The organism is Bradyrhizobium sp. Kon69 (assembly GCF_055807515.1).
In genome coordinates this window covers 197,846-223,751 of sequence record NZ_JBVVOS010000006.1, presented here as the reverse complement: position 1 = coordinate 223,751, position 25,906 = coordinate 197,846, and the positions used below count along the sequence as shown (strand labels likewise).

Here is a 25,906-nt window from a genome sequence, read left to right as displayed (position 1 = left end):
TAACCATCTTGTTGTGGTTTGATTGTGAACTGCTTCACGCGGCGGAAGAGCAGCTCCGAATGGGTCGGCGTGGCTTACCGTTCGCACTGAGTAATGGATCCTGACTTTCGCGGAAGCCACGGATTGTGGTGACTGTTTTGCGTTCTTCTCAAAGAAAAATGCCCGGGACCAGCCCGGGCATTCGTTTCTCTCAGTCAGCGTAGAGCGCCTACGCTCCCACCATCGGCATGCGCGGATATTCACCCGGCGTTCCCGCTGGCGTGATCGGAATGCCGCCGTCGGAATATTCGTTGAGCTTGTTGCGCAGCGTACGGATTGAGATGCCCAGGATATTGGCGGCATGGGTCCGGTTGCCGAGGCAGTGCTTCAGCGTCTCCAGGATCAGGTCGCGTTCCACATCGGCGACGGTGCGGCCGACCAGGGCCCGCGTCACCTGCTCGGCGGCCATGGTGGCATGGGCCACGGCCGGCACGGTCTTGGCGAGGTCGAGGCGGTCGCCGTCGGGCGTGAGGATCGCATCGGCGCCGATCTCGTCGCCCTGCGCCATCAGCACCGAACGGTGCATGGTGTTTTCGAGTTCGCGGACGTTGCCCTGCCAGCGGTTGGTGGAGAGCACGCGGCGCGCTTCCGCCGAGATCGGCCGCACCGGCACGCCGTTGGCTTCGGCGTATTTCTTCACGAAGTGCTGGGCGAGCTCGAGAATGTCGGCGGGACGGTCGCGCAGGGGCGGGATCTTCAGATTCACGACGTTGAGCCGGAACAAGAGGTCCTCGCGGAACGTGCCCTCGCGCACGGCCTCGACCAGGTTGCGGTTCGAGGTCGCGATGATGCGGATGTCCACCGGGACGGGCTTGGTGCCGCCGACACGGTCGATCACGCGCTCCTGGATGGCGCGGAGCAGTTTCGATTGCAGGCGGACGTCCATCTCCGAGATTTCGTCGAGCAGCAGCGTGCCGCCGGTTGCCTCCTCGAACTTGCCGATACGGCGGGCGATCGCGCCGGTGAAGGCGCCCTTCTCGTGGCCGAACAGCTCGGACTCCAGCAGATGCTCGGGGATCGCGGCGCAGTTGATCGAGATGAACGGGCGCTTGGCACGTGCCGAGCGGGTGTGGACGTAGCGGGCCAGCACTTCCTTGCCTGTCCCGGACTCGCCGGTGATCATCACCGAGGCGTCCGAGCCCGCGATCTGCTGCGCGAGCTTGATCACCTTGGCCATCGCCTCGTCGCGATAGACCAGCTCGCGGGAATCGTTGGCGACGGCAGCCAGCACCGCCGCGATCAGTTCCGGGTCCGGCGGCAGCGGGATGTATTCCTTGGCGCCGGCATGGATTGCGGCAACCGCGGCGCGGGCGTCGTTGGTGATGCCGCAGGCGACGATCGGGGCGTGGATGTGCTCGGCCTCCAGACGCATCACGAGGTCGCGGATGTCGAGGGCGACGTCCACGAGCAGCAGGTCGGCGCCCTTGCCGCCGCGCAGCACGCGCATCGCCTGTTCGTTATCCTCGGCGTGGGTCACGGTGGCGCCGTTCGCCATCGCGATCTTGGTGGCGGTGGTGAGCTGGCCCTTCAATGTGCCAACGATGAGAAGCCGCATGTCAGTCTCCTGTCCGTCTTGTCGCGCTGCCGCGCGTCGTCGCTTTAGGCGCGTTCAGTCTTGATGATTTCAGTCATGGTCACGCCGAGCTTGTCCTCCACCAGGACGACTTCGCCGCGGGCGACCAGCTTGTTGTTGACGTAGATGTCGATGGCCTCGCCGACGCGCCGGTCGAGCTCGAGCACGGTCCCGGGTCCGAGCTTCAACAGCTCGCTGACGTCCATCTTGGAGCGGCCGAGCACGGCCGAGACCTGCACCGGCACGTCGAACACGGCCTCGAGGTCGGCGGCGGCGCGCGTCGCGTATTCGTCCTCGTTGTAGCCGACGTCGGTGCCGGTAGGCGGCATCGGGCCGTTGAGATCGGGCAGCGGGACCTGTCCGTCAGTGTCGCTCATGGTTTAACTCCCCCTGCGGGACGCAACGTAGCGCCCCACCATTTCGTCGATCTTGGCCGCGATGGCGGCGCGCTCCAGCACGACGCCGCCATCGGCCCATTCGATCCGGCAGTCGCCGGTGGCAATCTCGGGCTCGGCCAGAATCACCAGCCGGCCTTCGAAGCCGTTCTGCCTGGCCAGCCGTTCGATGTTCTCGCGCGCGGCATCGTAGAGTGCGTCGTTGATGCGGACGACGAGATGCGGCGTCGCGACCAGATGCGAGAAGCAGTCCTTGACCAGCGCGACGATCTCGCCGAGCGGCTCGGCGGCGACCAGATCGGCGCACAGCTTGCGCGCCACCGCGACCGCGACGTCGACCGCCTCGGTCTCCATCTTGGATTCGATGTTGCCGATGCCCGAAGCGATGCCCCGGATGGCGATGTTGATCTCTTCCATGGCGAGCGCGACACGGCGGTCGCTCTCGGCCTTGGCCTCGCGCTGGCCGGCGGCGAAGCCGTCCTGATAGGCGCGCGCCTCGGCTTCCGCGACCTTCTGGGCGATCTCGGCCGCGGTTGCGGCCTTCTCGCGCGTCCGGTCGGGCGCCGCGAAGTCGTTGTCGAACAGGAATTTTGCCGGAGCGGCCATCAGTACACCAGCTCGTCGTCGGCGCGGTTCTTGGTCAGCATGATCTCGCCCTTGGCGGCGAGATCCTTGGCGAGGTTGACCAGCAGCGCCTGGGCCTCGTCGACGTCGCGCAGGCGGACCGGGCCCATCGCCGCCATGTCGTCCTGGAGCATTTTGGCTGCACGCGAGGACATGTTGCCGAAGAAGAAGTTGCGGACGTCCTCGTTGGCGCTCTTGAGCGCGACGCCGAGCTTGTCCTTGTCGACGTTGCGCATCAGGGTCTGCGCGGAGCCGGAATCCAGCTTCACGAGGTCGTCGAAGGTGAACATCAGCGCCTTGATGCGCTCGGCCGATTCGCGGTTGTCCTCTTCCAGCGAGGTGATGAAGCGGGTTTCGGTCTGGCGGTCGAAATTGTTGAAGATTTCCGCCATCACCTCATGGGCGTCGCGTCGGCGGGTCTGTGACAAATTGGACATGAATTCGGTGCGCAGCGTCTTCTCCACGCTCTCGATCACCTCCTTCTGCACCGCCTCCATCTTCAGCATGCGGTTGACGACGTCGAGCGCCAGATCCTCTGGGAAGATGCCGAGCACGCGCGCGGCGTGTTCCGGCTTCAACTTCGACAGCACGACCGCGATGGTCTGCGGATATTCATTCTTGAGGTAGTTGGCGAGCACCTCTTCCTGCACGTTGGAGAGCTTCTCCCACATGTTACGGCCGGCCGGGCCGCGGATTTCGTCCATGATACCGTTGACGCGCTCGGGGGCCAAATATTGCTGGAGCAGCCGCTCGGTGGCGTCGAAATTGCCCATCAGCGCGCCGGAGGCCGACATCCGCGAGACGAATTCGAGCAGCATGTCCTCCACGGTATCGACCTCGACGGTGCCGAGCGTCGACATTTCCAGCGAGAGCTGCCGTACCTCGTCGTCGTCGAGCAAGCCCCAGATCTTGCCGCCATATTGCTCGCCGAGCGCCAGCATCAGGATCGCGGCGCGCTTCGGCCCCGCCACCGCTTCGGTCTTCGCGCCCCCGCGGCTGCCGGCACGCTGACCGAGTGTGGAGATCACACTGGTGATGTCGTTGGAATTGGCGTTTTGCAGGGCGGCGGCCATATCAGATCACTTCTCGATTATTTCGTGGGTTCGGTCAGCCATTGGCGGATGATGGCGACGGTCTCGTTGGGATTGCGCTCGGCGAGTTCGCCGACGCGATGGACGGATTGGGCATGGACCTGGCCCTGGACGGTGGCGACGTCGATCGCGCTCGCAGCGCCGCTCGGCAGGAGCGGCTGGCTGGCGGGCGCGGCCTCGTCGCTCGCCGGACCGGTGAGGACGCCGGAGATGGCGGCCGCGACTTCATCCGATGCCAGGATGCGCTTGACCAGCGGCCGGATGACCAGGAACAGCACGACCAAACCGAGCAGCATCATCACGCCAAGCTCGACGAAGTACATGACGTCGTCCTTGGTGAACTGGAGCATGCCGAGCAAGCCGCTCGGCTCCGCGATCGGGGTGGTGGAGGGGGCGTCGGCAAAGCGCAGATTGACGACCTCGACCTGGTCGCCGCGCTTCTGGTCGAAGCCGATCGCCGATCGCACCAGCGTGGCGATGCGGTCGAGCTGCTCCTTGGTGCGGTCCTGGTAGGCCAGATCGCCCTTCTCGTTCTTGGAGTAGATGCCGTCGACCAGCACCGCGACCGAGATGCGGTTGACCCGGCCGGCCTCGGTCACCTCGGTCTTGGTGGTGCGGGAGATCTCGTAATTGTTGGTCTCTTCGCTCTTCTTGCTCTGGTCCTTGGCCGCAACGCCGCCGTTCTGCTGGTTGCCCGGCAACTCGTTGTTGACGGTGACCTGGCCGTTGTTGTCGGCGGTCATGCTCTGCTCTTCGCGGGTCTGGCTCGAGCGCAGCACGCGGCCTTCGGGGTCGTACTTGTCCGAAGTCTGGGTGATCTTGTTGAAGTCGAAATCGGCGGAGAGCTGGACCCGGGCGCGTCCCGTCCCCACCACGGAGGAGACGATGTCCTCGACCTGCTTGCGCATCCGCTTCTCGAAGGCGGTGCGGCGCTCGTCGCCCATCGCCTGCTCCGGATCGGTCTGGGCGCCGTCGGCGAGCAGCTGCCCGGTCTCGTCGACGATCGAGACCCGCTGCGGCTTCAGCCCGTTCACGGCCGAGGCCACGAGGTGGCGGATGGCGCGGATCTGCTGGGCTTCCAGCGCGCCGCGGACCCGAACCACGATCGAGGCCGACGGCTCCGGCGCCTCGCGCGAGAACAGCGGGCGCTCGGGCAGCACCAAATGGACGCGGGCGGCCTGGATGCGGTCGATGGCGCGGATCGTGCGGGCGAGCTCGCCTTCCAGCGCGCGGAGATGGTTGATGTTCTGGACGAAAGAGGTGGTGCCGAGCGCATCCGACTTGTCGAACACCTCGTAGCCGACGCCGCCGCCCTTGGGCAGGCCGCCCTCGGCGAGCTTCATCCGCAGGCGGGTGACCTTGTCCTTGGGCACCATGATGATGGTGCCCTCGTTGCGCAGCTCGAACTGGATGCCCTGGCGCTCCAGGTCCTTGATGATGCCCGAGGAGTCCTCGACGCTGAGGTCGGTGAACAGCGTCGTCATCTGCGGCGTGGTGACGCGCATGATGACGAACGCAAAGAAGCCGACGAGCGCGGCGGTGACCGCGATCATCGCCCCGAACCGGGCGGCTCCAATACCCTTCAGAAAGTCCGCAAGACCTTGCAAGCAACCGCCCCGACAGATTCGGCTGCTTTCACAGGAAAGGCCGACTGGGCAATTATTGCCTAGGTGATGGTTTCGATATGGTTAACGAAGGTTAAGAGCTGCGACAAAAGTAGCGCCAAAACGAAGCATGAAAAAAATCGGCCTCGCAAGGCGAGGCCGATTTTCGTCAAAAGCCGCAGATTTCCGGATTGCCTACTGGCGATATTGCTGGATACGGGTGGTGCGAAGTCCCGCCAGACCATGCTGGTCGATCGAAAACTGCCAGGAGAGGAATTCGTCAACCGTCAGGGTATAACGGCTGCAGGCCTCCTCGAGGGAGAGAAGACCGCCACGGACTGCGGCGACGACCTCGGCCTTGCGGCGGATGACCCAGCGTTTGGTGCCGGGTGCAGGCAGATCCGCAATCGTCAACGGACTACCGTCCGGCCCGATGACGTATTTTACCCTCGGGCGATGGGGTTCTGTCATGGCGTACTCACAAACTCTCAACCACTGAACTCACTCAGGAACCCTACGCCCGCCGGCTTAAAAATCCGCTAAGCCTAAGGCTTCAATACAATTCTCGTTGAAAATGGCTGGAACGCAGCCGTCTCGACCGGCGGGACGGTGCGTCCAGGCGGGCCGAGGGGGTGTTCGTAAATACTTTACTAAACGAACGAGGCCTGCGCGCGGCGCTGCGAGGCCCTCAACTGTCGTCCCGGCGAAGGCCGGGACCAATTACCCCAGGGAGTAGTCGCTACGACGACTCGGGGTTACTCCCTCGAACCAAAACGACTTTCGGTGGCAATGGGTCCTGGCTTTCGCCAGGACGACATGGAATGTGTGGTTCGCGCGCAGCCTTTAATTACTAGCCGTCGCGATGATGCTCTTGACCTGGCTCAGGGTGTAGCTGGCGCCGTCGATGGTCAGCAGCGGCGGCGACTGGGTGAGATCGACGGATGAGACCGTGCCCTGCACCTGCGCGGCAATGCCGACATTGTTGTTGGCGACATCCTTGCCCGTGGCCGAGATCGTGTACTTGCCGTCAGGCCATTGCGTGCCGTCATTGCCCTGACCGTTCCAGGTGAACGGAACGTCGGTGCCCGCGCCGGCGGTGTATTTGCCGGTGAACACGGTCTGGCCGCTGGCATTGGCGACGGTGATGTCGACGGTGGCGTCGCTGGGCACGTTGAGATGCCAGGTTGCCGACGAGTTCGTCATGCTTGCGGTCGTGCCGTCGACCAGGGCGGTCTTGCCGACGAAGCCGAGCGCCTGGGTCGCCTGCGTGGTCTGTTGCAGGGTGACGAGCTGGGACAGCGAATCGTTGGTCTTGAGCTGCTGCTCGACGCCGGCGAACTGCACCAGCTGCTGCGTGAACTGGTTGGTGTCGAGCGGATCGAGCGGGTTCTGGTTCTGCAGCTGCGTCGTCAGCAGCGTCAGGAAGGTCTGGAAGTTGCCGGCGAGCGTCGCGCCGGTGCTCGAGCCCAGGCTTGGGTTCGACGAGGATTTCGGCAGGTCGGTCGTGCCGGAGACGACGGAGGGGGCGGTGGCGGCATTCGTGGTGGTCATGATCGAATACTCCTCACACTCTGATATCGACGCCGCTGCTCGATCCGAGCATGCGGCCGTAGCTGCGCCCGACCGGGGTCGCGGGAACTGCGTCCTCGTCGCTGACGATCAGCCGGCGGGCATTGCCGCCATTGTCGTTGTTCTGGCCGGAGTTCTGGCCCGACGAGTTCTGGTCGCGCAGGCTGAAGGACAGCCCGTTGCTGCCGGTCTTGAGGCCGGCATCGTCGAGCGCGCGCTGCAATTGCGGCGCGTCCTGCCGCAGCATCTGCAGCGTCTCCGGCTTCTCGACGGTGAGATGCGAGGTGACCTGGCCGTTGCGGTCGACATTGATACGGACGTCGATGCGGCCGAGGTCGAGCGGATCGAGGCTGATGTCGAACCGGGTCTTGCCCGCGCGTGCGGCGGCGGCAATTTCGATCGGCACGCCGCTGATCGGTATGGCATTGGCATTCGCCGCGGTCGCCGTGAGCGTCGCGGTCGAAGCGGCCGCGGCCGAACTCGTATTGGTCAGCGGCGCTTGAATGGCGGAGGCCGCCTGCGCGCTGGTGTCGGTGGTGGGGATAGCGGCCTGCGTGCCCGCATGGGCATGCGGTGTTGCCGTCGCCGGTGCGGCATCGGCGGTGCGGTCGGACGTCCCGGCCTTGGTGTCGGCCGCGTTCGCGTCGATCGGCGGCTTGTCGGCTTGCGGATGCGCCGCGGTGGCGGACGCTGCCGTCGCTGGGGTCTGCGCGGTGTTCGTCTTGCCGGTGTCCTGGCCGATATTGGAGACGTCGCTCGCGCCTTGCGCAATGGCTGCGGCCTTGAACGAGGTTTTTGGCGTGCCCTGGTCGACGGCGGCGATCAGGCCGCCGTTGGTCTTGGCGTCGGTCGCGGTCGAATCGGTTGTGCCGGTCGTGCCGGTCGCTGCATCGGCCAGCGTCGCCGAAGTGTCGGCATCGACCTTGGCGCTTGCGGTCTTGGCGCTCTTGTCGCCCGGCGTCGCGGTATCGGTCTTGGTGCCGGCGATCTGCGCCGCGATGGATGCGCTGGCGGCGATGCCGGCGGCGGCAATCATCAGCGGCGAGGAGGCGGGTCCGGCGGCCTGGTTCGCAGCCGCGTTCGGGTCGACCGGCACGGCGACCACGAGTGCGTTCGGATCGGGCAAGGCCGCTTGCGTCGCGTCAATCTGCGCGGCGGCGGCGGTATCGACGGCGGCGGTGAGGCCATCGCTGCCGTCGGCCTTGTCCCCCTTGCTCTCGTCGGATTTGTCTGCCGATTTGGCGTCGGACGCCTTCGGCTTGTCCTTGGTCTTGCTATCAGCCTTGGCCGCATCAGCGGTCGAGTCGTTCTTGGCGTCGCTCTTGGCGTCGTTCCTGGCGTCGTTTTTGGCGGACGCGGAATTGTCGGCGTCGTCGCTGGCCTTGCTCCGCGAGGACGGGTCGCTCGCCGCGCGATCGCGCGGGCTCTTGTCCGAGGCGGAGGACGACGAATCGGGCCGCCGCGGGGTGTCCTGTGCGGAGGACGCCGCGCTGTCGCTGATCGCCTGGGTGTTGCTGTCCACCAGCGAGCCAAAGGAATCGTTGGCGGAGCTGTCTTTCGGCGCTTGCGACCGGGCAGGCTTTTGCTGCGCGCTTGGGACTTGCACGCTTGCCACGACATCTGACGTACGACCGACCACAGGCAACCCCTTGAAACATCTTCGCCATGAGAGGTAGCAAGGAGCGGGCCAGCCCCGCGCAGAGGTGTTTTATCTATTAAAATCAATCATTTGGAAATTTTGAGCCCCGCCGCGGGGCCCTCCGCGACCCCGCCATTTCTGCCTCCCCGGCAAGAATTGCCGTAGCCTGGCCGCCCCCGTGATTGCTTCACCGGAAGGCCGCCTATATTAAAGAGACAGCTCTCAGCCGCTTTCGACCGGGCAGGCCGCGCCATTCGGGAACTCTCAGTTCCCGCGGGTCGCCGTTGTCCCGCCGGAAGCACCCAGCGGATCGCCCAACGCCGCCGTCCATAACGCTTTAAGGCCCATGCTCAACAGTCTGGATCTCGAAGGCCGTCCTGAGGATACCAGGGTCGTCGTTGCCATGTCGGGCGGCGTCGATTCCTCGACGACGGCTGCGCTGTTGAAGGCCGAAGGCTACGACGTCGTCGGCATCACGCTGCAGCTCTACGACCATGGTGCGGCGACCCATCGCAAGGGCGCCTGCTGCGCCGGCCAGGACATCCACGACGCCCGTGACGTCGCGGCCAAGCTCGGCATTCCCCATTACGTGCTCGACTACGAGGATCGCTTTCGCGAATCCGTCATCGACAATTTCGCCGACAGCTACGCGCTCGGCGAGACGCCGGTGCCGTGCATCGAGTGCAACCGCTCGGTCAAGTTCCGCGACCTCTTGAAGACCGCGCGCGAACTCGGCGCCACCGCGCTCGCCACCGGCCATTACGTCGCCTCGCGCCGCCGCGACGACGGCTCGCGCGCGCTGGTGTGTGCCGCCGACGCCGATCGCGACCAGAGCTACTTCCTGTTCGCCACCACGCAGGAGCAGCTCGATTATCTGCGCTTTCCGCTCGGCGACATGACCAAGCCGGAGACGCGCGAGCTGGCGCGGCGCTTCGGTCTCGCGGTTGCCGACAAGCACGACAGCCAGGACATCTGCTTCGTGCCCACCGGCCGCTACACCGACATCATCACCCGCCTGCGGCCGAACGCGATGGACCCCGGCGACATCGTCGATCTCGACGGCCGCGTGCTCGGCCGTCACAACGGCATCGCCAATTTCACCATCGGCCAGCGCCGCGGCCTCGGCATCGCAGCCGCCGCGCCGCTGTTCGTGGTGCGGCTGGAGGCCGCCAACCGCCGCGTCGTCGTCGGCCCGCGCGAGGCGCTGAAGATGCACCGCATCGTGTTGCGCGACGTCAACTGGATCGGCGATGGCGACATCGACCGCGCCATCGGCAATGGCCTCGAAATGTTCGTGCGCGTGCGCTCGACCCGCGCGCCCCAGCCGGCGTGGCTGCGCGGCGCGAACGGCCATTACGAGGTCGAGCTCGTCGCCGGCGAAGAGGGCGTTTCGCCGGGACAGGCCTGCGTGTTCTACGACGCACCTGGCGGCCAGGCCCGCGTGCTCGGCGGCGGCTTCATTCAAAGCGCCGCCGCGAAGGCCGCAAGCAGCACGACGAGGCCGCTCGCAGAAGCGGTCCGCGGCTAGAAAAATATATAGGGCAGGGGCATGGCAGCAGACATCTCGCGGGCCGGGGTCGAGAAGGCCTATGGCCGCTGGGCGCCGGTCTACGATCTCGTGTTCGGCAAGGTGTTCGACGCCGGAAGGCAGTCGACCATCGCCGAGGCCGACCGCATCGGCGGCCGCATCCTCGACGTCGGCGTCGGCACCGGGCTGTCGCTCTCCGATTATGCGCGCACCACGAAGATCTGCGGCGTCGACATCTCCGAGCCGATGCTGCGCAAGGCGCAATCGCGCGTGCGGAGCTTGCGGCTCTCCAATGTCGAAGTGCTCTCGGTGATGGATGCGAAAAACCTCGCCTTCCCCGAAAACTTCTTCGACGCGGTGGTTGCGCAATACGTCATCACCGCGGTGCCCGATCCCGAAGGCACGCTCGACGAGTTCGTGCGCGTCTTGAAACCCGGCGGCGAGCTGATTCTGGTCAACCACATCGGCGCCGAAAAGGGTTTGCGAAAACTCTCCGAGCTTGCCTTTGCCCCGCTGGCCCGCCGTCTCGGCTGGCGCCCGGAGTTTCCGTGGGCCCGCCTGGTCGACTGGGCCGCCAAACACGGCGGCGTCACCCTGGCCGAGCGCCGCCCGATGCCGCCGATGGGGCACTTTTCGCTGATCCGCTACCTCAAATCGTGATCGGTGGCGCGGAACACGCGGGCTGACCCGCGCGTTTCCCTTCCATGCGCACCACATCAAACATCATTCTGGCCAGCCTCCTGATCGCCGCCTCCGGCAGCGCGATCGCGCAGGCCCCGCCCGCCCCGGCGACGCCGCCGCAACAAACCGCGCCGCCATCCCCGCAGCACGCGACCAATTGCACGCCGCAGGATCGCCCGAACCGCTCGGCCGACGGCACCACCACCGGCCAGTCCCGGGAACCGCTCGGCGACAAATTGGCAAAATCGGACGGCGTGCTCTGCCCGCCCTCCGGCGTCGACCCCGAGATGCACGCCCCGGCGCCCAGCACGAACGGCGCCATGCCCGTCATCCCGCCCCCCGGCAGCCCCGGCGGCGACCCGACGGTGCGGCCGAAATAGGGCCGTTCTTCCTTCGCCTCTCCCCGCCCGCGGGGAGAGGCGAAATCCGCGCAAAGCGCGAATTTCGGGTGAGGGGGACTCTCCACGAGTCTGGTGCGGAAAAGGGGTGAATTCGGCTCCGAAATCTCTAACTTTTCCACCCTCCCACGCCTTGTCGCGCCGAAGCCGTGGCGAAGGCGGATTGACAGCCCGCCGCCCCCTTCCTTATATGCCGCGCGTTCGCGAGATCGGCATGTTTCGGCCCTCGCGACCCTGTGGCGGGGTAGCTCAGCTGGTTAGAGCACGGGAATCATAATCCTGGGGTCGGGGGTTCGAGTCCCTCTCCCGCTACCACCTTTCCCCACACTCCCGTTACTCGGTTGGGGTAGGCGGCTTCTCCGAGCAGGGCATTTAGGCGCCCGGCTATCTCGACCGTTACTCCGCCTGATCTGGCTGGATCCCGAAACACCGTGACCGTATCGACAAGGTCTCGAATGGCTTCTGCGGCCTCCGCGTCGCGGGTTGCGACACTTTTTCCCAATGCGTCTTCCAGCCGATTGAGCTGTTCCTCATACCGGTTCAGGACAGCCGGATGCAGCGCGACTTCTTTTGGGATAGTTGGTTCGTTCTGCAGCGCTTGGATTATCCGCTTTCGTTCGGCGTCCAAAGCAGTCGACCGTGGTCCGAGAACAGAGGGATCGCCGTGCCCTTTTGCGATCGCATCTACCAGTCGTTCGATTTCCCTGTTGATTTGACCAAGCTGCTGCTCAAGGCGTTGCCGTTTTGCATTTGATGTTGCCGTGAGGCGCTTCCGCTCCTCGAGATATGTCCTTACGTACTCCGCAATAACCTTCGGCGCGCGCAATTCGGCCTTCAGTCCGCTGAGAACCGCACTTTCGACGGTGTCCAAATAGAAAGTCTTGGCATCAGGACACATGCCGCTCTCGGTCGCAGTCGAGCAGCGAATGCGAACACGCCCCGATTTGTCCCGCCCATTCGTTGCCATGCCCGAGCCGCATGAACCGCAGCGGAGCAAGCCAGACAGCATTCGACGGGGACGACGTTGATGACTCGGATGCGTGCAACTGCGCTCCTGTTTGCGCTGCTGAGCAGCCCTGAACAATTCTGAATCGATAATTGCAAGATGGGGCACTTCGGCTACCTGCCAATCGCTCCTTGCATTTGGTCGCGACAGTCGCTTTCCCGTGTCGGGGTCTTTCACCATCCTGACTTTGTTCCAGACGAGACGGCCGACATAGAGCTCGTTCTGCAAAATTCCGGCAGCTCTCTCACGATTGCCGTTGATGGTTGATGCATTCCATGCGCGTCCTCGCGGAGCAGAAACCCTTTCCTTGTTCAAATCGTGGGCAATTTCGCGAGGCGTTCGGCCACTCACGTATTCCTGGAAGATGCGTCGGATGACTTGTGCTTCGGCCTCGAGGATCACACGTTCACCGCTTCTTCCCGCGACTGCGGCGTATCCGACGTCAGGCCGCCGCCGGCCAAACCTTGCTTGACCCGTCCCGCTAGAGAACGATCAGCGAAGAATTCCTCGCACTCGCCGATATCGTTGACAAAGCTGAGGTCAACTTGATCTCGTCGAAGTGGAAAATGCTGCAGATGGCCGAGTGACTGTTTCTCGGTGCCGAAGCATTGAGCGCAACGCGAGCGGCCATTATCCTCCCCTGTCGAAGTAGGGATTGTCGCCGCTGGCGCCGGCAGAGACGTTCGCAGCCCTTCCGAGATGACTCTTAAGTCTTCCAAGTGCCTCGGCCGACCAATTTCGGAGATTGGCCACGGCAACCCATGCATCGACATAGTGTTCTGGCGCGTAGACATGGCCATAACCGAAGGGCGTGCCGGTTGCGACCCCCATGTCAACGGCGATCTGCAGCATGGTCACGACCGGATACCACCGCAGTTCAGGCGAAACGTCCGGTCCGCGCGGTGCATTCATCCAGGCTGGGTGCCGGTAGGCATACCGATAGTCAAAGAACACAATCGGGTCACTTGCATATTGCAGGAAGACGACGCGCATCGGCCCCCATGGCGTATCCGGGGCGACCGTCGGCCCGTTCTGGTTCATAAACCGCACGAAACGTCCGTCACGAAATTCGGGCAGCCAGGCGGGAGAGGCAACATTGCGATTCGCGGTGATCGAGCGCCAGATCCGGCTGGTGAAGGGTGAGCCGCTCCAGAGAGCCCCGGCGATCGGATCGCCGATTGTTTCGAACAGCTCAGCGGAGTTTTGCGAATTCATGGCGCCGAGGCTCAGGCCATGCAGGTAAAGTCTTGGGCGCCGATCCTTCGGTAGCGCCGTCCAATGTCCGTAGATGGCGGCAAACAGGGAGCGTGCGGATTCGGTCCCGTATTCCGGTTGAAACAGCAGGGACAGGGGACTGTTGAGATAGGAATACTGCACGGCAACGCTGGCAACGTCGCCATCGGTGAGATATTCGATCGCATCCATTGCAGCCGGGTCGATCCAGCCGGTTCCCGTCGGAGTAATGATGATGAGAACGGAGCGATCGAAGCCTCCTTGGCGCTTGAGCTCGTCCAACGCCAGTTCCGCGCGCCCACGCGCGGTGTCTGCGCCGCGCAATCCGACATAGACGCGGAGCGGATCCTGGGCAGGACGGCCGGTGAATGCGCCGATCTGGGCGGCGGTCGGTCCGGAAGCCACGAACTCTCGTCCAGCACGGCCGAGCTCATTCCATTTCACTAGCGACGCTGCGCTCCCCGTTCGGCTGGCTTCCGCTGGCTGTGGTCGCTCCGATTCAAGCAGGGCATCAAATTCCCGAAACGAGGAATCCAACGCGCTGAAGGCGGCACGGATGAGCAGATTGTCGGCGATCGACCAGATCAGCAGGACAGCGACGAGAAGGCCGACGAAGTTCGCGATCTTTCTCGGAATGAACCGCCGGATGCGGCCGGAGACAAAACTGGTTGCCAGCTTGAACGATTGCGTCAGCCAAAACAGCGCGAAAAATGTAATGAGCGCGATCGCGGAGACTTTGGCAGGATGCGCGGTTTCAACCAGCTCCATGTTCATGGCGATACGGATCGAATTCTGCCATTCCGCCGCCCACCAGAGAGACAGGATGATCGTCACGAAGCAGCCGACAGCGACCGCCATGTTGGCCGTCGATCGAATTTGGGGCGATGGCTCGGGGAGTTCGAGATAGCGCCATAGCCAGCGCCAGAGCACACCTAGCTCGTAACCGATCGCAAAGCAGGTGCCGGCAAGGGCTCCCTGGATCAAGTAGCTTCTTGGGACGAGCGTCGGCGTAAGTGCGGCTGCGAAGAACAATGCTCCCAACGCCAATCCGACGCCTGACAGAGATACCACGTACCGCCAAACAATCTGCGCGGGACTCTTGACGATCTTCATTTCGCCCTCTTTCCGATGCGGGCTTGTGATCGGGAAGCCGCAGCGGCAATTGAACCTGCGCGGACGTGAATTGCGGGAGCGAGCAAAGCCGGCAGCGCGCGCGAAACATCCCGCCCAGTCACGAGAGGGTCATTTCGGACCAACGTCCTTATAGATGATGCCATCCTTCATGATGACCAAGAATTTTTTCTCCGGATCCGCGATGAGGCGAATGTCGTCCAAGGGATCGCCGTCCACAAGAAGGAGATCCGCCAACGCGCCTTCTTCGACTACTCCGAGCTTGCCGGGATAGGGGTTGCGCGCACCGGAGAGGGCGAGCAACTCTCCGTTTGCCGAAGTCGCCATTGCCAATGCTTCCGCTGGAGTGAACCAACGTGTGAGATCCACGATGCCCTGACCCTGATGCTCGGCCAACGCCTTGGAGAAGAGAATATCAGTCCCGAACGCCGTCTTGATCTTATATTTTTTTACAAACCCGTACGTAGTGTCGGTGCCCGCAACCACTTGGCGCATCTGCGCTTGTTGCGCGGCAGGAAGCATGGCTGCGCCGCCAAGGTCCACGAACGGCTGTGTGCTCAGCCAGATCTTCTCCTCCGCAAGGAGACGTGCGGTCGGCTCATCCATCAAATGACCATGCTCGATCACCTTGACGCCTGCAGCAATGGAGCGGCGAATGGCGTTTGGCGTATAGGCGTGCGTCGCCACATAGGTTCCCCAATCGGTAGCTGTTTCGACGGCCGCCCGCAGTTCAGCTTCACTGAAGGTGGTCACATCGAGTGGACTGAAAGGCGAGGCAACGCCGCCGCCTGCCGTCAGCTTGATCTGCGATGCGCCCTGCATGAGCTGTTCGCGCGTGCGCTTGCGAACCTCGTCGGGACTATCTGCGATCATGCTTCCACCAAGCTGCTCGACGCGGCTCGTTCCGACGAGACTTTGCGGCAGCTCCCAGAGCTCACGGAAGTCGCCGTGGCCGCCGGTGACTGTGATGACGGCCCCCGACGGATAGATGCGAGGGCCTGCAACGACCCCCTCATCGATGGCGCGCTTCAGCGCGAAAGCTGGACCGCCCATGTCCCTTACCGTGGTGAACCCGCGCATCAGCGTAGCAGTGGCTTCCGCACCCGCGAGCAGCATCGTGTAACCCAAGTCGCTCGAAAGCAATTGAGCAGGGGTTGGACGAACCATCGTCGCATGCCAATGCATGTCGCTGAGCCCGGGCATCAGCACGCGTCCGCCGCCTGCTACAATGCGGGTGTCCGGGGAACGATCGACCGGAATGGGAGCGATCGCAATACGCTCGATTGTGTTGCCTCGGATGAGCACATTCGACGGAGCTGAGAGGGTCTGGTTCTTCCCGTCGAAAATGCGCACGTTCTCAAAAACCGTCACGGCAGAGCGCTCCTGCGCCAGCCCAGGACCGAGAGCGGCGCATGACGCAAGAATGGTCGCCACGCGCGCGGCTTTTTGCATCCGCACAACGACTTCGGAAAGCATGTCGTTACCTCCTGCTCTGTGGGCCTAACGGTCGCTCTGGCCTCGAAGTTCAGCCCTATTGATCGCTTTGCGGACAGCGGCTGGGGCGAAATATCCGGCCGCGACGAGGACCACGGTCGAGAAGGGCGGTCAGCCAGCCTTTTCGATTGCTTGCCATTGCCTAGACCGTCTCATCGATCGGTGATGTCGGCCCACGGGTTGCTTTGGACTTCCCCTTTGCCCGCTCGCGCAGGCGCTGAAACGCCACGTAGAGCATCGGCACCACGAAGATCCCAACAGAGCTCGCCGCAAGCATGCCTGCGAACACGGCTGTGCCGACGGCCCTGCGGCTGAGCTCGGCGGCGCCGGTCGCAATCACAAGCGGCAGGAGACCAAGGATGAAGGCAACGGAAGTCATCATCACTGCGCGGAAACGCATATGTGCGCCCTGGATCGCGGCTTGCTCGAGCGCCACGCCCGCCTCACGCTGCTCCTTCGCAAACTCGACGATCAGGATGCCGTTTTTGGCGGCGAGTGCGATCAGCACCACGAGCCCGATCTGACCGTACAGATCGAGATTGAGGCCAGCGACCTTGATGCCGACATAGGAGCCGAGCACGCCGACCAGGACCGACAACAGGACCGGGATCGGGATAATCGTGCTCTCATAGAGCGCGACCAGGAACAAATACGCGAACAGCACGGCAAGCGTGAGCACAATTCCGGTCTGGCCGGCGGCCTGTTGCTCCTGATAGGCGGTGCCGGTCCAGTCGAAACCGTAGCCGGCAGGCAGTACGGCATGAGAGACGTCGGCCATCGCTGTGAGGGCGGTACCTGAGGAGACACCGGGCGCCGGGCTACCGTTCACCGTCACCGAGCGATAATTGTTGTAGCGGGTGATCACCTGAGGTCCGGTCACGATCTTGATCCCGGCGAGCGACCTGATCGGCACCATTTGGCCGTTGGCGTTGCGCACGTAGATTTGCCAGATGTCCGAAATATCGGCGCGATCGAGCGCTTCGCCCTGAACGTTAACCTGCCAGGTGCGGCCAAATCGATTGAAGTTGTTGACGTAGATGCCGCCGAGCGTCGCCTGTAGGGCCGTGAAGATGTCGCTGATTGTCACTCCGAGCGTCTGGGACTTGCGACGGTCGATATCGAGATAGATCGACGGATTGGTCGCAGTGAAGGTTGAAAAGACGCGCGTGAGCCGTGGGTCGGCGTTGGCAGCGCCGATCAGCGCACCCGTGACGCCGGAGATTTGGGCTGGGCTCTGTCCTTCCAATGCCTGGAGTTGGTATTCGAACCCGCCGCCGGTGGAGAGCCCGATGATCGGCGGCAGATTGAACGGCAGGACATTCGCCTGCCGGATTTGCGCGCCGGCGGCGAAGATTTGCCCGATCAGCCCTTGCGCGGAATCAGTTGCAGCCTTGCGATCGGCAAACGGCTTCAGGCGCGTGACCACAAGTGCGCTGTTCGGTTCGGATGCGCCGTCGAGCAGGGAAAAGCCGATGATGGCAAGGACGTGATCGACGGCGGGCATCTGCTTCAGTATATGTTCGAGCTGTTGGGTGACTTCGCTGGTTCGTGCCACCGACGCGCCGTCTGGCAGTTGTACCGAGGTGAAGAAGGCTCCCTGATCTTCCTCGGGCAGGAAACCCGTCGGGGTGATCAGCGACATGCCGAAGATTCCGGCGCCGAATAGGGCAATCAGCAAGAGGGAGAGCCCCGCCTTCCGCACCAAGCGGCGCACGCCGCTGCTGTAGCGGTCCCGCAACCAGTCGATGCCGCCAAGCACACGACCGATCAAGCCACGCCGCGGCCCGGTGTGGCGCAGGAACAGAGCGCACAGCGCCGGCGACAGCGTCAGTGCATTCAGTGCCGAGATCATCATCGCGGCGCTGATTGTCACCGCAAACTGGCGAAACAGCGTGCCGGAAATGCCGGGAATGAAAGCGATCGGCACGAAGACGGAGAGCAGCACCAGCGTGATCGCGATGATCGGCGCCGTGATCTGCGTCATAGCCTTCTTGCTGGCCTCGGCGGGAGAAAGCGAGGGCTCGTCCTCCATGACCCGCTCGACATTCTCAACGACCACGATAGCGTCGTCCACCACGATGCCGATGGCGAGCACCATGGCGAGCAGGGACACCGTGTTGGCCGAATATCCGAGCAACAGCAGCACGGCGAAGGTGCCGACCAGGCTCACGGGAACGGCAACGGCCGGGATCACGGTGGCCCGGAGATTGCCGAGGAACAGGTATACCACGATCACGACCAGCACGAAGGCCTCGCCTAGCGTCTGCAACACTTCCGCGATGGTGGCGCGCACGAAGCTCGTTGAATCGTATTGTACTAGGTAGCTCAGCCCCGTGGGAAAATGCTGCGACAGCCGCTGCATCGTCGCTGTCACTGCCTGTGCGGTGGTCACGGCGTTGGCACCTGGTGACAGATAGATCGCGATCGGCACGGCCGCACGTCCGTCGATCCGCGCTTCGCTGTCGAGATTTTGCGCGCCCATCTCGACGCGGGCAACGTCGCCCACGAGCAGCGATGAACCGTCCGGATTGGCCCGCAGCACGATTTGGGTGAATTGATCGACGGTGGCGAGCCTGCCCAGGGTCTGCACATTGAACTGGAACTGCTGGTCGTCGCTGATCGGGCGCGCGCCGATGCGGCCGACCGGGGCCTGGACGCTCTGCGTACGGATCGCGGCAATGACGTCTGACGGCGTGAGGTTGAGGCTGGTGAGCCGCTGCGTGTCAAACCAGATCCGCATCGAGTAGTTCATCTTCGCGAACAGGTTCGCCTGGCCGACCCCTGGCGTGCTGGCGATCGCATCAAGCACGTTGATGATTGCATAGTTGGTGATGAAGAGCGGGTCCTGTTGGCCATTTCCGCTATAGAGTACGAGGAACTGCAGGATCGACGAGGAGCGCTTGTGCACCGTCACGCCCTGCTGCTGTACTTCGGTGGGCAATTGCGACAGAGCACTCTGCACGCGGTTGTTGACGTTGATGGTATTGATGTCGGGGTTGGTACCGAGCGCGAACGAAACCGTCAGTGTGTAGCTGCCGTCATTGGCGCTAGTCGATTTCATGTAGAGTGCGCGGTCGCTTCCAATGATCTGCGCCTCCAGCGGCTGGGCGACACTACTCTCTACAACCTCGGCGGACGCGCCCGGGAAGATGCCGGCGACCGTGACCTGTGGCGGCACGATGTCTGGAAATTGCGCCACCGGGATTTGCGCCAGCGCCAGTGCGCCGGCAATCGTGATGATGAACGCGATCACCATCGAAAGCCGCGGACGATCGATGAAGAGGGCGGACATCATGGTTTGTTATCCGCCGGACGAGCCTTGCCGGCGGGGCCGTAATCGGTTTGGGGAGCCGTGCCATCTGCGGCGGCTTTCATGCTCGACAGGATCAGCGCGCTGGCCGGTCCTGGCGACACCGTCTGGCCGGGACGAACCCGCTGCAGGCCTTCGACAATCACCTTGTCGCCGGCCGCAAGTCCGGCGATCACCGCCGCGACAGTCGGGGTCGATTGCCCGAGCTGGATGCGACGCTGTTCGGCTTCGTTGTCGGCGCCGACAGCGAGAACATAGTTGCCCTGCTGATCGGAGAGCACGGCCGAGCGAGGGATCACCAGCACCTCGACCGGCTGAACGCCCTCCAGCACCACGGTCACGAACTCGCCATCGGTCAACTCGTGAACGGAGACACCGGCCGCCGAGGGCGCCCGCAGGATCGGATTGGCGATCTCGCCTCGCACGGTGATCGTATCAGTGCTCTGGGCGATGGTATTGTCGACGAAGTTCAGCTTGCCGGTTTTTTCGTACATTCGCCCGTTCGGCAGTCGCAGCCTGATGACCACGGCTTCCAGACCGCCTTGCGGCGCGTATCTTTCGCGCAGCTCCAGTCCCTGACGCACCGGCACGGGAAAGGTGACGTACATCGGGTCTTGGCTGACGATTCTGGTCAGTACCCCCGAGCTTGGACTGACGACGTTGCCCACCGTCACCGCCGTGCGTCCGATCTTGCCGGCGATCGGCGCGCTGATCACTGTGTAATCGAGATTGATCTGAGAGGCCTGGACCCCGGCTTGCGCGGCTCGCACCTGGGCTTCGAGGCTGCGCTGGCTCGCTATTGCTGCGTCGTAGGTGGACTGTTGCCCGGCAGGGCCTCCGAGCAAGGTCCGCGCGCGTTCGGTCGTCAGCTTGGCATTCTCGAGTGTGGCCTCAAGCTGGGACACCTGCGCCTGTTTCGATGCGAGATCCGATTCGAAGGGGCCACGCTCAAGCCGATAGAGCTCATCGCCTTTGCTGATTTCGGCGCCTTCCTCGAACAGGCGCCGTTCCAGAAATGCAGTGACGCGAGCGACGAGGTTGACCCGATTAATCGCCTCGATCCGCCCGAGAAATTCAGTGCTCTCGGTGATCGGCCGCTTGCCCGCTTCCACGATGCCGACCGCGGGTGGCGCGGCCGAAGTCGATTGGGTTTGGGCCGATCCGCCGGCGGTGACCATCAGGAGAGTTGCCCCCAGCAGCCTGATCGAGACGCTAGCAAAGTTCATTGTCCGCTCCTTACAACGGATCTGGAGCCGGGTCAGTGCTTCACCGGCGCCTCGCTACTCCCGCCGCATGCGATTGCTGCGCGCGGGTTCGTCGTAGCCCTTGCGGCGGCTGTAGAACATCAGCCCGATCAGTCCGCAGCCGGTGACCAGCATCAGGATTGCAGCGCCTCCCAGGATGACGTTGCGGTAAAGCGGCATGGACGGCGTTGCCTGCCATACCGCCACGCAATACCAGGTTGCCGCAACGAGAAGAGCTGCCAGAAAGGTCCCAACGACCCATCGATTGGTGATGCGCAAGGCTGCCTCCTTCGTCTGATTGGGACTAGTGCCGGCGTCGCGGCGAATCTGTCGACCGCGGATTGCGCGAGGACGCGTTGTTAGCGCCACCGCCATCCGCAACGGCGACGACCGCGATGCCACCAGCACACCCAGCGACGCCGGCGCGGCCGACCCCATCCCCGACGACGAGACGGCGGTCCCCATTGTGCTTGCGTCGGGAGGTCTGGTTGCTCGCTCGGCCGGCCGAGATCGTGAGCAATAGGCATTGCTTCCGCGGCCTCAATGAAACGAGCCCCGATGGCGCCGATCGCCACGGCAGCGACGGCATTCTGAGCAAAGCCAAGGAAAGCCCGACGGCTCGGTGTGTCCATCATGTTTCTTCTCCTTTGTTAGGCGGTTCGCCGCGCCGCCTGAAGCGCGTAAAGCAGCCAGGCGAGGCCGTGCGAAATCAGGTCGACGCCAAGCAGAAATCCGAGGGCCCAGACGCTGATGGTCGGAAAGCCGAATAGAATCAGCACGCCGGCGAGCAGCCCAAAAATGCCCGAGATCAGCATCATCCATCCGTTCTGCCGCCAATGGGCGAAGCTCAGCACGCATCGAATGACGCCTGAGGCGAACAGCACCGCGCCGAGGAGGTAGGTGAGGATCAGGGCACCCGAGGCGGGCTGGGTAAGCAGCACAAGGCCGAAGGCGGCGTAGAGCGCGCCGAGCAGGATCTGCCATAGGAACCCACCCCATCCCTTGGTCCAGAATGCATGGATGATCTCGAACGCCCCGGCCGCGATGGCCATCAGCCCGATGAACTTGACGCTGATGATGGTTGCGAACGCCACGTCGCTGAGAGCTGCGAAACCGGCGGCGATCATCACGATTCCGAGAAGGGCACAGACCCACAGCGGAGGGGCGCCCAAAGTCTCGATATCGGAGCGGTCATCATAAACTGTCATCCCATCCTCCTGGTCTGCGTGATCGTCGGCACGCTTGGGACGCTAGCGTCGAACCTCCGCTATCGACATCCGACGAAACCCTGAGCGATGGGGCGGGAATGTTCTCGTGGGCCACGAGCGGAGCGATTGTGTGCTCGATCGCCTTTGCAAGCTATCGCTGGCCGCGCGGACCCAGCGTCAGGTTAGTGACGCCGGCGGCCAGGTTGATCCCGATCGATCGCTCGATCGACAGGGGTTGCAACATCACGCTCCGTCGCGAGCCACCGATCAGGACGTTCGCGCCGAGCCCGGGGCCGAACGCAAAGCTGCCGCTCGCGCCGACATAGTTGCCGCGCAAGGTGGCGGATCCGATCCGCGAGTTTTTGGCGAGCACGGCCCAAGACAAGGTGCCTGCGCTGGTCACGCCGATATCAAGGCCGACACGCCGGATTCGTCCCTCATAGATGAACTGCCTCGGCGGATTTCTCGCAAAGAATGTGCAGCGCAACGACTGCACCGATCCGAGCACAAGCCCGACGCGCGGGTTGCTGAAGCACAGGAGCCGGCCGACCCTAAACGTCTCGGCGCGCGCAGGTGGGGTGGCGGCGCACAGCAGTGCGGATGCGCCGAAGACTGCAACAAGTCGTATCATTCGCAGGCCTCCACTTGACTGTTGGTATCGGAGGGCGCGCTCCTCGGTCGGCTGTCCTGGCGGAGCCAGAATGTGATGCCGAGTCCAATCAGCAGCACTGCGCCCAGCAGGAAGAAAAAGACTGACTGCTTCAGCCAGGATATCGCCGGGACGGCAATGCCCATGGCAAGGCCGAGGAAAGAGATCTGCAGCGATAGAAGGCTGACGCCAGCGAGGAACGTGCCGAGCGCAAGCAAAGTCAGCAGGACAAGGCCGGTCGCCGGGGTCGGAAGCAATTGCTGGACGCCCGAGACCAGAATGATGTTCATCGTGACCAGCACGGCGACCCAATGCAGCGCCTGGGTCCAGATCAAGCGGAGCCGGGCCTCCTTGCCTTGGGTTTCCGGCCATTTGGTGACGACGCACACGATGCAGATGGCAAGCGCCAGGAATTCCCAGTAGCCGACGAGAGGTTGGCGGGAAACGCTGGTATAGGCAACGCCCGCGATGGCAAGCACCAGCGCCACGACATAAGGAAGCTGCTGCCACAGGAATTGAGCCATTGTCGATTGAGGCGAGGGAGGATCGGTACCCTCCTGCCGTGGCGCACCGCTCTGGTTCATAGGCTCCTCACTCACGATTCACCGCTGTTGAACGTCTGCTTGAACTCGTCGCCGAGGTAGTCCTCGACATAGAATCGGATGATTGCGACACGGCCGATCGCCACCAGGGGCATGGCGAGCGCGATGCCGAGGACGCCGAACAGCGCACCGAGCAGGACGATGGCGACCAACGTCCAGGCAGGAGGGATCTCGACGGCCTGACGCTGGATCAGCGGACCGATCAAATAGCCTTCGACCGACTGGATGATCGAGTAAATGAGGACGGCCCAGATCAGCACGGAACTGCCGAGCGGCATTGCGACCAGTGCGATCGGTATTCCGGCTACGATCGGTCCGACATAGGGGATGAAATTCGAAAGGCCCGCCTGCAGTCCGAGCACGAAGGGGCCGGGCAGCCCGATGAGATAGAGCGCGGCCCAGACCCACAACGTCATGAGTACGACGCGGATGAACTGCCCGACGAGCCACAGCCGCATGACATTGCCCATCTCGTCCATGACCGTTCTCGTCCGCTGGCGCTGGGCGGGCTTCACCAGCATGATCAGGCTTTCACGGTGGCTGGTTGGGTCTAGACCAAAGAGGATCCCGAGGAACAGGACCACCAGGACACCGGTCAGAAGGCTCGACGCTCCGCCAAGCAGGAACTGAGCATGGCTGAGAAGCCGGCCTTGATCCGAGAACAGCCACTGCGCAAAGTCGCGGCCCCATTCCGGACCGAGCAGATCCACGCCATATGACAGAAGATGCTCCTGCAGGATGTCGAGCTGGTTGTCCATGACCTTCAGCAAGAGGCGCGTCTGCTCCGGCAGCTTGCCCGCGCCCCAGATCAGTCCAAATCCCGACAGAGCGGAGAACAGCAACAGAACCAGCGTCAGCCGCGAGGCGCGATTGAGCGGGAGGACGGCCGCCAGGGCTCTTGCGCAAGCATCCAGAAACGCGGCGAACAACACGCCTGCAAAGATCAGCAGGAGACTGGAGACTGTCTGCCACACCAGAAACAGCAAGACGCAGGCGGCCACCAGGCCGAGCCCGGTTGCGAGAATGCCGCGCCGTGTGCCGTTCTCCGGCACGACGGCGGAGTCATCGCGTGGAGCGATCCCGCAGAGTCTCTCCGGTGCTGTTCTGGACTCTTTCATGGTATCGGTTCAATCGCCGTCGCCTGTGGCACCTAGGTCCGGACGCGCCGGCTGCCAAAGTGCGGATGCTTTCCTCCGCGATGACGCCAGTAGCGGTGCTTCGTCGGGTTCGTATTGGTGTTGGGAGCTGTCTTCTCCGGTGGCGACGCGCCGGCGCCGCTTTGGGCAGAGACGCCGGTCTCAGTCAACTGGGCCAGCGACACGGTTGGAAAGGCGCAGACCGCCACCGATCCGCACATGATCAAGGCGCCACAGATGGCCCGTGTGCTCATATTCGCCTCCATGCAACTAGGGACAAAGAATCAAATCGATATGACTCCGATTGCGAGTGCGTAAACGCCGGCGCACGCGGCAATCGTGATCGCTGCAAAAAGCATAGCTTCGAATGGCCTGAAGATCGCTTCCTTGCGCTCGCGTTTTGCAAGCAGGAACAGCAGAGTGCCGGGTACATAGAGGATGGACGACAGCAAGAGAAATTTCGGTCCGCCGGCGTAGATCATGCCAGCTGCATAGATCGTTGCGATAGCCGATCGGATCCAGTCGGTGGTGCGAGCGCGCTCGCCCGCGCGGTAGGTATCGCCCGACCAGGCAAGCTTTAAGCCGTACGCCGCAACAAAGAAATACGGGATCAGCGTCATCGCGCTCGTCATCTTCAACGCGAGTGTGAACGCGTACTCCGCAAACCAGGCGACCAGCAGAAAGATCTGGATGACGCAATTTGTGAGCCAGAGCGCGCCGGCAGGGACCTTGTGCGCATTCACCCTGGCAAGAAAGGAAGGCATGGTGCGGTGGATCGCCGCTGAATGCAGGATCTCGGCCGCCAGCAGTGACCAAGATAGGTAGTTGCCGAGAACCGAGATCAGGAGCGCCAGGCTGATGAATACGCCGCCCCAGCGGCCGACAATCGCTTCCATCACGCCAGCCATGGATGGCGTCGGAAGATCGGCCAGTTCAGCCCTCGGCAACACGCCGTAGGACAAGAGCGTCACGAGAACGAGTAGGCCGAGCACCGTCAGAAACCCGGCGAGGGTTGCGAATCCGACGTCGGCACGACGCCGAGCGTAGCGGGAGTAGACGCTCGCGCCTTCAATTCCGACGAAAACGAACACGGTCAGCAGCATCGTGCCGCGAACCTGAGAAGACACACTCGACGCATCCGACTGCTCCGTTCCGTGGAAATTAACGGCGAACAGATCGCCATTAAAAGCAATGACGGCAGTGCCAATGAACAGCAAAATCGGGATGATCTTTGTGTAGGTCGCAATCGTATTGAGCGTGGCTGCGCTCTTGATGCCGCGCAGCAGCAAAATGTGCACTCCCCACAGCAGGACAGACGCCGAAGCGATCGCCATCGGAGTTGTCCCGTCGCCGAACACGGGAAAAAACTGCCCGAGCGTTGCCTTGATCAAGACGAGACAGGCGACGTCTGCAAGACAGCAACCGATCCAGTACCCGACGGCTGAAGCAAAGCCGATGTAGTCGCCAAATCCGGCTCTGGCATAGGCATAGATCCCGGCATCGAGGTCGGGCTTGCGGTGTGACAACGTCTGGAACACGAAAGCCAGCATCAGCATGCCGCTGCCCGCGATAGCCCAGGCGATCATTGCTCCAAGCGCACCAGTGGTTCGTCCGAACGCTGCAGGTAGTGCGAAAATGCCGGACCCCACCATCGAGCCGATCACGAGCGCGATGAGAGCATTCCGCGAGAGTTTCTGGTCGGCCGCATTCGGCGGGGGAGCCATGACGGGATGGCCTTCCAATCCGGGATGC

The 25,906-nt window shown here is 63.3% G+C and carries 23 protein-coding genes, 1 tRNA gene and 1 pseudogene; 5 read left to right on the top strand and 20 right to left on the bottom strand.

What is annotated here, in order from left to right:
- Nucleotides 1-208: 208 nt before the first annotated feature.
- From flbD to AC0L3U_RS10880, 8 genes are all read right to left on the bottom strand, one after another.
- On the bottom strand, nucleotides 209-1,594 hold the full coding sequence (gene flbD, locus AC0L3U_RS10915; protein ID WP_473361746.1) for a sigma-54-dependent transcriptional regulator FlbD: 1,386 nt from the start codon (nucleotides 1,592-1,594) through the stop codon (nucleotides 209-211).
- 44 nt (nucleotides 1,595-1,638) lie between these two features.
- Nucleotides 1,639-1,989 carry a flagellar motor switch protein FliN gene (fliN, locus tag AC0L3U_RS10910; protein ID WP_007596160.1) on the bottom strand — a complete coding sequence of 117 codons (351 nt, stop codon included), beginning with the start codon at nucleotides 1,987-1,989 and terminating at the stop codon, nucleotides 1,639-1,641.
- A gap of 3 nt (nucleotides 1,990-1,992) precedes the next feature.
- Entirely contained in the window at nucleotides 1,993-2,613 is a 621-nt protein-coding gene (locus AC0L3U_RS10905; RefSeq protein ID WP_007614077.1) for a FliH/SctL family protein, read from the bottom strand.
- A complete protein-coding gene (gene fliG, locus AC0L3U_RS10900; protein WP_456768111.1) occupies nucleotides 2,613-3,704 on the bottom strand; it encodes a flagellar motor switch protein FliG in 1,092 nt (363 codons plus the stop codon). Before fliG ends, AC0L3U_RS10905 begins: the two co-directional genes overlap by 1 nt.
- Before the next feature lie 17 nt (nucleotides 3,705-3,721).
- Nucleotides 3,722-5,329: a flagellar basal-body MS-ring/collar protein FliF gene (gene fliF, locus AC0L3U_RS10895; RefSeq protein WP_456768112.1), complete on the bottom strand. Its 1,608-nt coding sequence runs from the start codon at nucleotides 5,327-5,329 to the stop codon at nucleotides 3,722-3,724.
- A 192-nt stretch (nucleotides 5,330-5,521) separates the two neighbouring features.
- Complete coding sequence (gene sciP / locus AC0L3U_RS10890; RefSeq protein WP_002714638.1) at nucleotides 5,522-5,797, bottom strand: CtrA inhibitor SciP; 276 nt, start codon at nucleotides 5,795-5,797, stop codon at nucleotides 5,522-5,524.
- 372 nt (nucleotides 5,798-6,169) lie between these two features.
- Complete coding sequence (locus AC0L3U_RS10885; protein ID WP_456768113.1) at nucleotides 6,170-6,877, bottom strand: flagellar hook assembly protein FlgD; 708 nt, start codon at nucleotides 6,875-6,877, stop codon at nucleotides 6,170-6,172.
- 13 nt (nucleotides 6,878-6,890) lie between these two features.
- Nucleotides 6,891-8,534 carry a flagellar hook-length control protein FliK gene (locus tag AC0L3U_RS10880; protein ID WP_473361745.1) on the bottom strand — a complete coding sequence of 548 codons (1,644 nt, stop codon included), beginning with the start codon at nucleotides 8,532-8,534 and terminating at the stop codon, nucleotides 6,891-6,893.
- Nucleotides 8,535-8,880: 346 nt separating this feature from the next.
- On the opposite strand from AC0L3U_RS10880, the gene mnmA reads away from it, so the two are divergent.
- From mnmA to AC0L3U_RS10855, 5 genes are all read left to right on the top strand, one after another.
- Nucleotides 8,881-10,062, top strand: coding sequence for a tRNA 2-thiouridine(34) synthase MnmA (gene mnmA, locus AC0L3U_RS10875; protein ID WP_018453891.1), 1,182 nt, complete (start codon nucleotides 8,881-8,883; stop codon nucleotides 10,060-10,062).
- 21 nt (nucleotides 10,063-10,083) lie between these two features.
- Nucleotides 10,084-10,722: a class I SAM-dependent methyltransferase gene (locus AC0L3U_RS10870; protein WP_007614059.1), complete on the top strand. Its 639-nt coding sequence runs from the start codon at nucleotides 10,084-10,086 to the stop codon at nucleotides 10,720-10,722.
- A 44-nt stretch (nucleotides 10,723-10,766) separates the two neighbouring features.
- Nucleotides 10,767-11,123: a hypothetical protein gene (locus AC0L3U_RS10865; protein WP_007596151.1), complete on the top strand. Its 357-nt coding sequence runs from the start codon at nucleotides 10,767-10,769 to the stop codon at nucleotides 11,121-11,123.
- 256 nt (nucleotides 11,124-11,379) lie between these two features.
- Nucleotides 11,380-11,456, top strand: a tRNA-Met gene (locus AC0L3U_RS10860).
- 238 nt (nucleotides 11,457-11,694) lie between these two features.
- Complete coding sequence (locus AC0L3U_RS10855; RefSeq protein ID WP_473361744.1) at nucleotides 11,695-11,895, top strand: hypothetical protein; 201 nt, start codon at nucleotides 11,695-11,697, stop codon at nucleotides 11,893-11,895.
- Between the two features lie 141 nt (nucleotides 11,896-12,036).
- Here the strand turns inward: AC0L3U_RS10855 and AC0L3U_RS10850 are convergent.
- The 12 genes and pseudogenes from AC0L3U_RS10850 to AC0L3U_RS10795 all read right to left on the bottom strand — a co-directional run.
- Nucleotides 12,037-12,498 (bottom strand): annotated as a pseudogene (locus AC0L3U_RS10850) (recombinase family protein); the annotation flags it as partial.
- 279 nt (nucleotides 12,499-12,777) lie between these two features.
- Complete coding sequence (locus AC0L3U_RS10845) at nucleotides 12,778-14,493, bottom strand: alpha/beta hydrolase (RefSeq protein ID WP_473361743.1); 1,716 nt, start codon at nucleotides 14,491-14,493, stop codon at nucleotides 12,778-12,780.
- Nucleotides 14,494-14,622: 129 nt separating this feature from the next.
- Complete coding sequence (locus tag AC0L3U_RS10840; RefSeq protein WP_473361742.1) at nucleotides 14,623-15,987, bottom strand: metal-dependent hydrolase family protein; 1,365 nt, start codon at nucleotides 15,985-15,987, stop codon at nucleotides 14,623-14,625.
- 160 nt (nucleotides 15,988-16,147) lie between these two features.
- Nucleotides 16,148-19,300, bottom strand: a complete 3,153-nt coding sequence (locus AC0L3U_RS10835; RefSeq protein WP_473361741.1) for an efflux RND transporter permease subunit — start codon at nucleotides 19,298-19,300, stop codon at nucleotides 16,148-16,150.
- Nucleotides 19,297-20,541, bottom strand: coding sequence for an efflux RND transporter periplasmic adaptor subunit (locus tag AC0L3U_RS10830; RefSeq protein WP_473361740.1), 1,245 nt, complete (start codon nucleotides 20,539-20,541; stop codon nucleotides 19,297-19,299). The genes AC0L3U_RS10835 and AC0L3U_RS10830 overlap by 4 nt, the downstream gene beginning before the upstream one ends.
- Before the next feature lie 54 nt (nucleotides 20,542-20,595).
- Nucleotides 20,596-20,838 carry a hypothetical protein gene (locus AC0L3U_RS10825; protein ID WP_473361739.1) on the bottom strand — a complete coding sequence of 81 codons (243 nt, stop codon included), beginning with the start codon at nucleotides 20,836-20,838 and terminating at the stop codon, nucleotides 20,596-20,598.
- Nucleotides 20,839-20,918: 80 nt separating this feature from the next.
- The gene (locus tag AC0L3U_RS10820; protein ID WP_473361795.1) at nucleotides 20,919-21,191 is read right to left on the bottom strand and encodes a twin-arginine translocation signal domain-containing protein; all 273 of its coding nucleotides are present in this window, start codon (nucleotides 21,189-21,191) and stop codon (nucleotides 20,919-20,921) included.
- Between the two features lie 18 nt (nucleotides 21,192-21,209).
- Nucleotides 21,210-21,767 (bottom strand): HdeD family acid-resistance protein, encoded by a 558-nt coding sequence (locus AC0L3U_RS10815; RefSeq protein WP_473361738.1) that lies wholly within the window; start codon nucleotides 21,765-21,767, stop codon nucleotides 21,210-21,212.
- Between the two features lie 151 nt (nucleotides 21,768-21,918).
- Nucleotides 21,919-22,404, bottom strand: coding sequence for a DUF992 domain-containing protein (locus AC0L3U_RS10810; RefSeq protein WP_279662928.1), 486 nt, complete (start codon nucleotides 22,402-22,404; stop codon nucleotides 21,919-21,921).
- Nucleotides 22,395-23,000 carry a hypothetical protein gene (locus AC0L3U_RS10805; RefSeq protein WP_473361737.1) on the bottom strand — a complete coding sequence of 202 codons (606 nt, stop codon included), beginning with the start codon at nucleotides 22,998-23,000 and terminating at the stop codon, nucleotides 22,395-22,397. The genes AC0L3U_RS10810 and AC0L3U_RS10805 overlap by 10 nt, the downstream gene beginning before the upstream one ends.
- Before the next feature lie 11 nt (nucleotides 23,001-23,011).
- Nucleotides 23,012-24,136, bottom strand: a complete 1,125-nt coding sequence (locus AC0L3U_RS10800; protein ID WP_473361736.1) for an AI-2E family transporter — start codon at nucleotides 24,134-24,136, stop codon at nucleotides 23,012-23,014.
- A 302-nt stretch (nucleotides 24,137-24,438) separates the two neighbouring features.
- Nucleotides 24,439-25,878 (bottom strand): basic amino acid/polyamine antiporter, encoded by a 1,440-nt coding sequence (locus tag AC0L3U_RS10795; RefSeq protein ID WP_473361735.1) that lies wholly within the window; start codon nucleotides 25,876-25,878, stop codon nucleotides 24,439-24,441.
- Between the last annotated feature and the right edge of the window lie 28 nt (nucleotides 25,879-25,906).

Excerpts from the sequence above, each read along its gene's own strand:
- fliG (WP_456768111.1), bottom strand. The coding sequence starts at position 3,704 with ATGGCCGCCGCCCTGCAAAACGCCAATTCCAACGACATCACCAGTGTG.
- AC0L3U_RS10855 (WP_473361744.1), top strand. The coding sequence starts at position 11,695 with ATGCAGCGCGACTTCTTTTGGGATAGTTGGTTCGTTCTGCAGCGCTTG.
- AC0L3U_RS10865 (WP_007596151.1), top strand. The coding sequence starts at position 10,767 with ATGCGCACCACATCAAACATCATTCTGGCCAGCCTCCTGATCGCCGCC.
- AC0L3U_RS10885 (WP_456768113.1), bottom strand. The coding sequence starts at position 6,877 with ATGACCACCACGAATGCCGCCACCGCCCCCTCCGTCGTCTCCGGCACG.
- mnmA (WP_018453891.1), top strand. The coding sequence starts at position 8,881 with ATGCTCAACAGTCTGGATCTCGAAGGCCGTCCTGAGGATACCAGGGTC.
- AC0L3U_RS10795 (WP_473361735.1), bottom strand. The coding sequence starts at position 25,878 with ATGGCTCCCCCGCCGAATGCGGCCGACCAGAAACTCTCGCGGAATGCT.
- AC0L3U_RS10800 (WP_473361736.1), bottom strand. The coding sequence starts at position 24,136 with ATGAAAGAGTCCAGAACAGCACCGGAGAGACTCTGCGGGATCGCTCCA.
- fliN (WP_007596160.1), bottom strand. The coding sequence starts at position 1,989 with ATGAGCGACACTGACGGACAGGTCCCGCTGCCCGATCTCAACGGCCCG.
- AC0L3U_RS10815 (WP_473361738.1), bottom strand. The coding sequence starts at position 21,767 with ATGACAGTTTATGATGACCGCTCCGATATCGAGACTTTGGGCGCCCCT.
- AC0L3U_RS10870 (WP_007614059.1), top strand. The coding sequence starts at position 10,084 with ATGGCAGCAGACATCTCGCGGGCCGGGGTCGAGAAGGCCTATGGCCGC.
- AC0L3U_RS10805 (WP_473361737.1), bottom strand. The coding sequence starts at position 23,000 with ATGAACCAGAGCGGTGCGCCACGGCAGGAGGGTACCGATCCTCCCTCG.
- flbD (WP_473361746.1), bottom strand. The coding sequence starts at position 1,594 with ATGCGGCTTCTCATCGTTGGCACATTGAAGGGCCAGCTCACCACCGCC.
- AC0L3U_RS10840 (WP_473361742.1), bottom strand. The coding sequence starts at position 15,987 with ATGCTTTCCGAAGTCGTTGTGCGGATGCAAAAAGCCGCGCGCGTGGCG.
- sciP (WP_002714638.1), bottom strand. The coding sequence starts at position 5,797 with ATGACAGAACCCCATCGCCCGAGGGTAAAATACGTCATCGGGCCGGAC.
- AC0L3U_RS10845 (WP_473361743.1), bottom strand. The coding sequence starts at position 14,493 with ATGAAGATCGTCAAGAGTCCCGCGCAGATTGTTTGGCGGTACGTGGTA.
- AC0L3U_RS10820 (WP_473361795.1), bottom strand. The coding sequence starts at position 21,191 with ATGGACACACCGAGCCGTCGGGCTTTCCTTGGCTTTGCTCAGAATGCC.
- AC0L3U_RS10830 (WP_473361740.1), bottom strand. The coding sequence starts at position 20,541 with ATGAACTTTGCTAGCGTCTCGATCAGGCTGCTGGGGGCAACTCTCCTG.
- AC0L3U_RS10835 (WP_473361741.1), bottom strand. The coding sequence starts at position 19,300 with ATGATGTCCGCCCTCTTCATCGATCGTCCGCGGCTTTCGATGGTGATC.
- AC0L3U_RS10905 (WP_007614077.1), bottom strand. The coding sequence starts at position 2,613 with ATGGCCGCTCCGGCAAAATTCCTGTTCGACAACGACTTCGCGGCGCCC.